This is a genomic window from Kitasatospora sp. NPDC091257 (assembly GCF_044757675.1).
Lineage (GTDB): Bacteria > Actinomycetota > Actinomycetes > Streptomycetales > Streptomycetaceae > Kitasatospora > Kitasatospora lactacystinica.
Genome location: NZ_JBIVVI010000284.1, coordinates 1 through 8,346, shown reverse-complemented (window position 1 = coordinate 8,346; position 8,346 = coordinate 1). Strand labels below are relative to the sequence as shown.

Annotated in this window: 8 protein-coding genes; 2 read left to right on the top strand and 6 right to left on the bottom strand. The window is 70.4% G+C overall.

Going from position 1 to position 8,346, the window contains the following annotated elements:
- Positions 1–92: 92 nt before the first annotated feature.
- Both ACIQOV_RS15695 and ACIQOV_RS15690 read left to right on the top strand, forming a co-directional pair.
- Positions 93–353 (top strand): SCO4848 family membrane protein, encoded by a 261-nt coding sequence (locus ACIQOV_RS15695; RefSeq protein WP_401048875.1) that lies wholly within the window; start codon positions 93–95, stop codon positions 351–353.
- 92 nt (positions 354–445) lie between these two features.
- Positions 446–2,062 (top strand): hypothetical protein, encoded by a 1,617-nt coding sequence (locus ACIQOV_RS15690; protein ID WP_401048873.1) that lies wholly within the window; start codon positions 446–448, stop codon positions 2,060–2,062.
- Between the two features lie 64 nt (positions 2,063–2,126).
- On the opposite strand, the gene ACIQOV_RS15685 is transcribed toward ACIQOV_RS15690, so the two are convergent.
- The 6 genes from ACIQOV_RS15685 to ACIQOV_RS15660 all read right to left on the bottom strand — a co-directional run.
- Positions 2,127–2,900, bottom strand: a complete 774-nt coding sequence (locus tag ACIQOV_RS15685) for a succinate dehydrogenase iron-sulfur subunit (protein ID WP_359911565.1) — start codon at positions 2,898–2,900, stop codon at positions 2,127–2,129.
- Complete coding sequence (gene sdhA / locus ACIQOV_RS15680; protein WP_401048872.1) at positions 2,900–4,642, bottom strand: succinate dehydrogenase flavoprotein subunit; 1,743 nt, start codon at positions 4,640–4,642, stop codon at positions 2,900–2,902. Before sdhA ends, ACIQOV_RS15685 begins: the two co-directional genes overlap by 1 nt.
- A gap of 51 nt (positions 4,643–4,693) precedes the next feature.
- Positions 4,694–5,185, bottom strand: a complete 492-nt coding sequence (sdhD, locus tag ACIQOV_RS15675) for a succinate dehydrogenase, hydrophobic membrane anchor protein (protein ID WP_359911559.1) — start codon at positions 5,183–5,185, stop codon at positions 4,694–4,696.
- Between the two features lie 8 nt (positions 5,186–5,193).
- Positions 5,194–5,574, bottom strand: coding sequence for a succinate dehydrogenase, cytochrome b556 subunit (sdhC, locus tag ACIQOV_RS15670; RefSeq protein WP_033332398.1), 381 nt, complete (start codon positions 5,572–5,574; stop codon positions 5,194–5,196).
- A 368-nt stretch (positions 5,575–5,942) separates the two neighbouring features.
- Positions 5,943–6,428, bottom strand: coding sequence for a 2-oxo-4-hydroxy-4-carboxy-5-ureidoimidazoline decarboxylase (locus tag ACIQOV_RS15665; protein ID WP_359911557.1), 486 nt, complete (start codon positions 6,426–6,428; stop codon positions 5,943–5,945).
- 341 nt (positions 6,429–6,769) lie between these two features.
- Positions 6,770–8,346, bottom strand: a 1,577-nt coding sequence (locus ACIQOV_RS15660) for an alpha/beta hydrolase (protein ID WP_401048868.1), incomplete at its 5' end; no start/stop codon positions are given.

The window sequence follows — 8,346 nt, the reverse complement described above, 5'->3', positions numbered from 1 at the left end:
GGCCCGTCCTCCGCAGGAGGGGCCCGCCCTACGCCGATCGGCGGCCCGCGCATACTGGGGAAGCACACCGCCTTCACACGCCGAGGACCCCCATGAAGCTCAGCCGCCGCACCTCCTGGTTCCTGACCGCCTTCGGGGTCTGGTCGATCATCATCTGGACGACCTTCGTGAAGAACCTCTGGAAGGACTCCGGCGGCCAGGCCTTCACCAACGGCGACCACTCCCAGCCCACCACCTTCTTCTGGGTCCACCTGCTCCTCGCCGTCACCTCCTTCGCCCTCGGCATCGCCGTCGGCACCATCGGCGTGCGCGGCCTTCGCGCCACCACCCGCCGCACCCCGGCCACCGACTGAGAATCCCCGTTGCCGCTGTCGGCCCCCACTGGCAGGATCCTCACCGCTCGTGCACGTCTCGAACAGATCTGCCGACAGAGGGTGGGGATTCCTTGAAGAAGCACACGCGTTCACGCAGGCTCGGGGGGCTGGTCGCGGCGACCGTGGCCGCGGGCCTGCTCACCGTGCCGACGGCGGCCGTGGCCGACACGGCACCGACCGTCCTCGGGACGGAACAGGGCGGTGACTACGTCACCAGCGCCTGCGACTCGACCACCGTCCCGTTCTGGAGCGGACGGACCATGTACGGTCCGAAGCTCGTCGCGAACGTCACCGGCACCAGTGCCCGGTTCAGCGTCCGGGACGAGACCACGGGCGCCCAGGACCCGGTGTACACCGGTGAGGCGCAGGCCTACGGCCAGCGGTCCAGCGTCAAGGTCCCCGGCCTGCTGGACGGGCACAGCTACGCCTGGCACGCCTGGGCCCTCCAGGACACCCAGGCCTCCGCCCCGTCGGCGGACTGCCGCTTCTCGGTGGACACCACGAGCCCGACCGTCACGGCCTCCTCGACCGATTTCCCGGCGAGCGGCCCCGCCACCAAGTACGCGGGCCAGACCGGCACCTTCGTCCTCACGGGGCTCGACCCGGCGCCGGCCGGCGGCACGGCCTCCGGCGTCGCCTGCATCCGGTACGGCTGGAACTACCTCGGGGTCGGCGACTGCAATTCGACGAACGCTGTCCGGCCGGACGCCGACGGTACGGCGAAGGTCGACCTCAGGGTCGTGGACTGGGGCACCAACACCCTCATCGTCCAGGCGGTCGACAGGACGGGCAACGTCGCCTCGGCCTCCTACACCTTCTACGCCCGGTCGAACCCGAACCCGCCGAAGACGCTCGGAGACGTCGACGGGGACGGCACCGCGGACATCGTGCTGCCCGACGCCCAGGGCAACCTGCAGTACATCGGCGTGAACGCGACCGACACCACGCCCAACGCGACGATCCGGGCGCTCGCCTCGCCCGACCACAACGGCTGGGCGTCGTACCGGGTCGTCCACCGCGGCTGGACGGACGACCACGCGCCGTCCCTGGACGACCTGTTCCTCCACCGGCCGGGCTCGGGCGCCCTCTACCTGTACCGGAACTTCGACTACGGCTCCTTCGATCGGAGCCTGCTCGGCGCCCGGCGTTCGACCAGCTGCGTGGACGCGACGGGCACGGACGTGCCGTGCCCCGCGGACTACGCCTCCGACTGGTCGAAGGCGGACCAGATCGTCGCGCTGGGCCCGGCGGCCGGAGGCTTCGACCCGGCGCTGGTGACACTGGAGAACGGCGACCTCTGGCTGCACGCCGGAGGCGACTTCGCGTACGGCTGGCAGACGGCCCGCAAGCTCACCACGTCAGGCGGCTGGGCCGGCTACGACCTGGTCGCCCCGGGTCCGGACACGGCCGGGAACCTCGCCCTGTGGGCACGCGACCGGGCCACCGGCGAGCTGCACGCGTACCCGGTTCCGAAGCAGGCCGACGGCACCTTCGACTACTCCGCCCTCGCCGACCCCTCGGCGAACGTGGTCGCCACGGGCTTCACCACCGCCGCGTACCCGACGCTCGGCAGCTCGGGCGACGGTGATGGGGACGGCACGCCGGACCTGTGGGCCGTCACTCCCGACCGGCACCTGGTGACCTTCAGCGGCTGGTCGGCGCCGAAGGACCTCGGCGCCCTGCGCTGAAACGGGCGAAGGCCCCCGCCCGATCGGAGGATCGGGCGGGGGCCTTCGGGGTGTCGGGCGGGGATCAGAAGCGGCGGGTGACCAGCGCCCGCTTCACTTCCTGGATCGCCTTGGTGACCTCGATGCCACGCGGGCAGGCCTCGGAGCAGTTGAAGGTGGTGCGGCAGCGCCACACGCCCTCACGGTCGTTGAGGATCTCCAGGCGCTGCTCGCCGCCCTCGTCGCGCGAGTCGAAGATGAAGCGGTGCGCGTTGACGATGGCGGCCGGGCCGAAGTACTGGCCGTCGTTCCAGAACACCGGGCAGGACGACGTGCACGCGGCGCACAGGATGCACTTGGTGGTGTCGTCGAAGCGCTCGCGGTCCTCGGCGGACTGCAGGCGCTCCCGGGTCGGCTCGTTCCCCTTGGTGATGAGGAACGGCATGACGTCCTTGTACGCCTGGAAGAACGGGTCCATGTCCACGACCAGGTCCTTGAGGACCGTCAGGCCCTTGATGGCCTCGATCGTGATCGGCTTCTCCGGGTCGACGTCCTTGATCAGGGTCTTGCACGCCAGCCGGTTGCGGCCGTTGATCCGCATGGCGTCGGAGCCGCAGATGCCGTGCGCGCAGGAGCGGCGGTAGGTGAGGGTGCCGTCCTGCTCCCACTTGATCTTGTTGAGCGCGTCCAGGACGCGCTCCTTCGGGTCCATCGTCAGCTGGTAGTCCACCCACACCGGGTCCGGGTGCTCCTCCGGGTTGAACCGGCGGATCCGGAAGGTGACGGTGATCGGCTGGACGGCACCGGCTTCGACCGCGTCCAGAGCGGCCGAGTGCTTCTCCACGGTCGGAGTGCTCATCAGTACTTACGCTCCATCGGCTGGTAGCGGGTCGTGACGACCGGCTTGTAGTCGAGGCGGATGGAGGTGGTGCCGTCGGCGGCAACCTCCTGGTACGCCATGGTGTGCTGCATGAACTTCACGTCGTCACGGGTCGGGAAGTCCTCGCGGTAGTGGCCGCCGCGGGACTCCTCGCGGGCCAGCGCGGAGACGGCCAGCACCTCGGCCAGGTCGAGCAGGTTGCCCAGCTCGACGGCCTCCAGCAGGTCCGTGTTGTACCGGAAGCCCTTGTCCTGGATGGAGACGTTCTTGTAGCGCTCCTTCAGCGCGGCGATGTCCTCGACCGCCTGCTTCAGGGTGGCGCCGGTGCGGTACACCATCGCGTTGGCGTCCATGGTCTCCTGCAGTTCCTTGCGGATCTGCGCCACGGACTCGGTGCCGGTGCTCTCGCGCAGGCCGTCGACCAGGGCCTGGACCTTCTCGGCCGGGTCCTCGGGCAGCTCGACGAACTCGTTGGCGTTGGCGTAGTCGGCGGCGGCGATGCCCGCGCGACGGCCGAACACGTTGATGTCCAGCAGCGAGTTGGTGCCCAGGCGGTTGGCGCCGTGCACGGACACGCAGGCGACCTCGCCGGCCGCGTACAGGCCCGGGACGATGTCGGTGTTGTTGCGCAGGACCTCACCCTCGACGTTGGTCGGGATGCCGCCCATGGCGTAGTGCGCGGTGGGCTGGATCGGGATCGGGTCCGTGTAGGGCTCGATGCCGAGGTAGGTGCGCGCGAACTCGGTGATGTCCGGCAGCTTGGCGTCCAGCTGCTCCGGCGGCAGGTGGGTCAGGTCCAGGTAGACGTGGTCGCCGTCCGGACCGCAGCCGCGGCCTTCGCGGATCTCGGTGTAGATCGCGCGGGAGCAGACGTCACGGGACGCGAGGTCCTTCATGACGGGGGCGTAGCGCTCCATGAAGCGCTCGCCGTCCTTGTTGCGCAGGATGCCGCCCTCGCCGCGGGCGCCCTCGGTGAGCAGGATGCCCATGCGCCAGATGCCCGTCGGGTGGAACTGGAAGAACTCCATGTCCTCCAGCGGCAGGCCGCGGCGGTAGACCAGGGCCTGGCCGTCACCGGTGAGGGTGTGGGCGTTGGAGGAGACCTTGAAGAACTTGCCGGTGCCGCCGGAGGCGAAGACGACCGACTTGGCCTGGAAGACGTGGATCTCGCCGGTGGCCAGCTCGTACGCGACGACGCCGGAGGTCTTGCCCTCGCTGATCAGCAGGTCGAGGACGTAGAACTCGTTGAAGAACTCGACGCCGTGCTTGACGCAGTTCTGGAACAGCGTCTGGAGGATCATGTGGCCGGTGCGGTCGGCCGCGTAGCACGAGCGGCGGACCGGGGCCTCGCCGTGGTTGCGGGAGTGACCGCCGAAGCGGCGCTGGTCGATCCGGCCCTGCTCGGTGCGGGAGAAGGGCAGACCCATCTTCTCCAGGTCGAGGACGGCGTCGATGGCCTCCTTGCACATGATCTCGGCGGCGTCCTGGTCGACCAGGTAGTCACCGCCCTTGACCGTGTCGAAGGTGTGCCACTCCCAGTTGTCCTCCTCGACGTTGGCGAGGGCGGCGCACATGCCACCCTGGGCCGCGCCGGTGTGGGACCGGGTCGGGTAGAGCTTGGTCAGGACGGCGGTGCGGCTGCGCTGCGTCGACTCGATGGCCGCTCGCATGCCGGCGCCGCCGGCGCCGACGATGACGGTGTCGTACTGGTGAATCTGCATGGGGGGTTAACTCGCCTCTGGCCTCTGCCGATGGTCGATGGTGCTCGCGGCTCAGATGTTGGGGTCGAAGGTGAAGATCACCAGGGTGCCGAGCAGCACGGTGAAGACCGTGGCGGTGCCCATGAGCCCCTTGAGCCAGAGCCGGGTCGAGTCCTTCTCGGCGTAGTCGTTGATCACCTGACGCATGCCGTTGGCGCCGTGCAGCATGGCGAGCCAGAGCATCAGGAGGTCCCAGCCCTGCCAGAACGGCGAGGCCCAGCGGCCGGCCACGAAGGCGAAGCCGATCTTGGAGACGCCGCCGTCGAGCACCAGCATGATCAGCAGGTGGCCGAGGATCAGCACGACCAGAACGACACCGGACAGGCGCATGAAGAGCCAGGCCAGCATCTCGAAGTTGGTGCGGGTGCGACGCGGGGTCTTCTTGGTCCGCTGGCGCGGAGGCTCGATGACGAACGCGTCGGCGGGGTTGCCGGTGCCCAGTCCCCTGCCGGTGTGCGCCTGCTTGGAGGGGACGACGATGGCGTCGGAGTATTCCGTGGACATGTCTCGGCTCACTTCCCGAACCAGGAGATCAGCGTGTGCTGGAGGATCCCGTAGAAGGAACCGGCCATCAGGACGACCCAGACGCCGACGACGGTCCAGAGCATCTGCTTCTGGTACTTCGGGCCCTTGGACCAGAAGTCCACTGCGACGACGCGCAGGCCGTTGAGGGCGTGGAACAGGATGGCGGCCACCAGGCCGTACTCCATCAGGTTCACGAGCGGAGTCTTGTACGTCTGGATGACGGTGTCGTAGGACTCCGGCGACACTCGCACGAGGGCGGTGTCCAGGACGTGGGCGAACAGGAAGAAAAAGATGAGGACGCCGGTGACTCGATGAGCCACCCAGCTCCACATGCCTTCCCGGCCGCGGTACAGCGTTCCAGCCGGCACGGAAAAACCCTCCGGAAGCGATTGGGGGCTCGGCCGGCTTCGGTGTCGGTCAGCCCGGCCGGGTACGGTCCACCGGCCGCCAGCATCCTATCGACGCCTTTCCGTGAACCGCCTCCGGGGGCCCCAGGTGTGATCAATCAGGCACTTCTGGCCTAGCGGGGCGGGAACCAAACCCGAGGGCGTCACGATGGGTGACGGCATGCCCGCGCCCCGTGCCGGAAGGTGAGGGGCGCGGGGCGGGGCGGGTTCGGATTCGGTGGTGGTTCGGATCGGATGGTGCCGCGGCCTCACTCGTCCGGGCGGTTTCGTGGGCGGGGTCACCCGCGCGGGTGAAGAGGAGTGGGTGAGGAGGGGTGGGTGATGTGCGCTCAGCGCGCCGCGGCCTCCGAGGGGGTGGCGACCAGGTGCTCCAGGCGGGTGAGGGCGATCCGGCGGAGTTCGTCGGACGCGATCAGCCGCTCCTCGTCCGGGTCGTTGGCGAGGCGGGTGCGGATGGAGGAGAGCACGGTGTCGAGCATCTCCTCCGGGGCGACCCCTTCCAGGCAGACCACGAAGACGTGGCCGAACCGGGCCTCGTACGCGGCGTGCGCGGCCCGCAGCGCGGTGTGCGCGGCCTGGCTTCCGGGAGCCCGCATGCCGAGCAGCGGCTGCGGCATCCAGCTCTCGTCCGCCAGCGCCTCGGTGAGGTCGGCCGGGCGGAGGTCGTAGGAGGCCTCGCTGGCGGCGGCCAGCAGGGACTCGATGTCGGGGTAGGGCCGGTGTGCGGTGAGCCGCAGGGCCCAGCGGTGGCTGCCGCAGCAGGCCAGCAGGGCCTCCTCGGCAGCGCCGGCGTCGGCTTCGTTGAAGCGGTGCAACCCGAGGAGGGTCGGCTCTGTTCTGACGTCGAGCCGCTGTGACGGGATGTCGCTGGCCAGCGGGTCCTCCTCGTGAGGGCGGGAAGGTGCCGGTGGAGTGGGGTGGTGAACCGGTGGGATGGGGGCTGCCGAGGGGCGCGTTGGCGCCGGTCGACCTGCGCCTCAAAGGTAGTTGAGCGGTCATCAGTTGGGGAGGGCGCGCGCCGAATTCATCCGGACGAGCTATCAAGTTGTGACGTTGACACCTGCGCGTCAGCGCCCTCCCCGCGTCCTGCCGCCGGCCGCGGCGCCACCGTCCACCGAGGACCCGGGCCGGGCCGGTCCGGTCCGGTCCACGGGACTCAGTCGCAGCGGGTGCCCGCGGCCGGCATCGTGCCCTCGGTCAGGTAGGCCTCCATGGCCCGGTCGATGCAGGCGTTGCCCTTCCCGAAGGCGCCGTGCCCCTCGCCGACCCGGGTGAGCAGGGTGGCGTTGGCGAAGCCCTTGGCCAGCGCCTCGGCCGAGGCGTACGGGGTGGCCGGGTCGCCGGTGCTGCCGACCACCAGGATCGGCGCGCTGCCGTCGGCCCGCACGGTGTGCGGCGTCTCCTGCGTCCTGAACGGCCAGTAGGCGCAGCCGGCCTCGCTGAAGTCGTCCACCGTGACGCCCCTGGACATCAGCGGCGCCTCGGCGAGCAGCCGGTCCACGGCGGCCCTGGCGTGCTCGGGGGTGGGCGCGGGGCGGGCGGCGTCGGCGCAGCCGATCGCGTTGTTGGCCTCGTCCACCGGGCTGTAGTGGCCGTCCGCGTCCCGGCCGTTGTAGTCGTCGGCGAAGGCCAGCAGGTAGTCGCCCTTGTCGCGCACCATCGCCCAGCCGAGGGCGGCGCGCAGGTACTTCCAGGCGGTCGTCTCGTCGCCGTAGAGGAGCGAGATGGTGCCGGTCCAGGCCTGGTCGCGGCCGAGCTTGCGGCCGTCCTTGGTGGTCAGCGGGTGGTCGTACAGCCCGTCGAGGAAGTCGGCGGCCTTCTTGGCGGCCTTGGTGCCGTCCTTGCCGAGCGGGCACTCGTCGGCGTGGTTCTCCACGCAGTCGGCGGCGAAGCGCTCGAAGGACTTCTCGAAGCCGACCTGCTGGTCGACCCCGTGGTCCAGCCGGTCCTGGCCGGGGTCGACCGCGCCGTCCAGGATCAGCCGGCCGGTGTTCTTCGGGAACTCCTCGGCGTAGAGCGCGCCGAGGTACGTCCCGTAGGAGATGCCGAGGTAGTTGAGCTGCTTGTCGCCGACCGCGGCGCGCAGCACGTCCAGGTCGCGGGCGGTGTTGCGGGTGCCGACGAAGGGCAGCAGCCTGCCGGACCTGGCCTGGCAGGCGGCGGCGTGCTCGGTGGCCTGCTTGACGTGCTCGGCCTTGCGGACGGCCGGGTCGAGGGAGGCGTCCGTCTGGTTGACGGCGTCGTGCTGCTTGTCGTCGTAGCAGACGACCGGGGAGCTGTCGCCGGTGCCGCGGGGGTCGAAGCCGACCACGTCGAAGCGGTCGTGCAGGGTGCCGGCGAACTGCTTGGCGCCGTACGTGACCATCCCGACGCCGGATTCGCCGGGGCCGCCGGGGTTGACCATCAGCGAGCCGATCCGCTGGTCCGGCTTGGCGGCCGGGTACTTGACCAGCGCGAGGTCGAGGGCGTCGGTGGCGGGGGCGGCGTAGTCCAGCGGGACGTGCAGCGTGCCGCACCGCAGGCCGGATATGTCGATCCTGGCTTTCTCGGCCCGGGCGTCGGCCGGGCAGTCGGCCCAGGTGATCTGCTGGCCGTAGAACGGCTTGAGCGCCGGGTCGGCCTCGCCGGTGGGCCTGGGCGTCGGTGTCGGGGAGGCCGTGGGGGTGGCGGCGGCGGGCGCGGTGGTGCCCGCGGCCCGGTCCTGGGCCGGCGCGGCGGTGTCGTCGCAGGCGG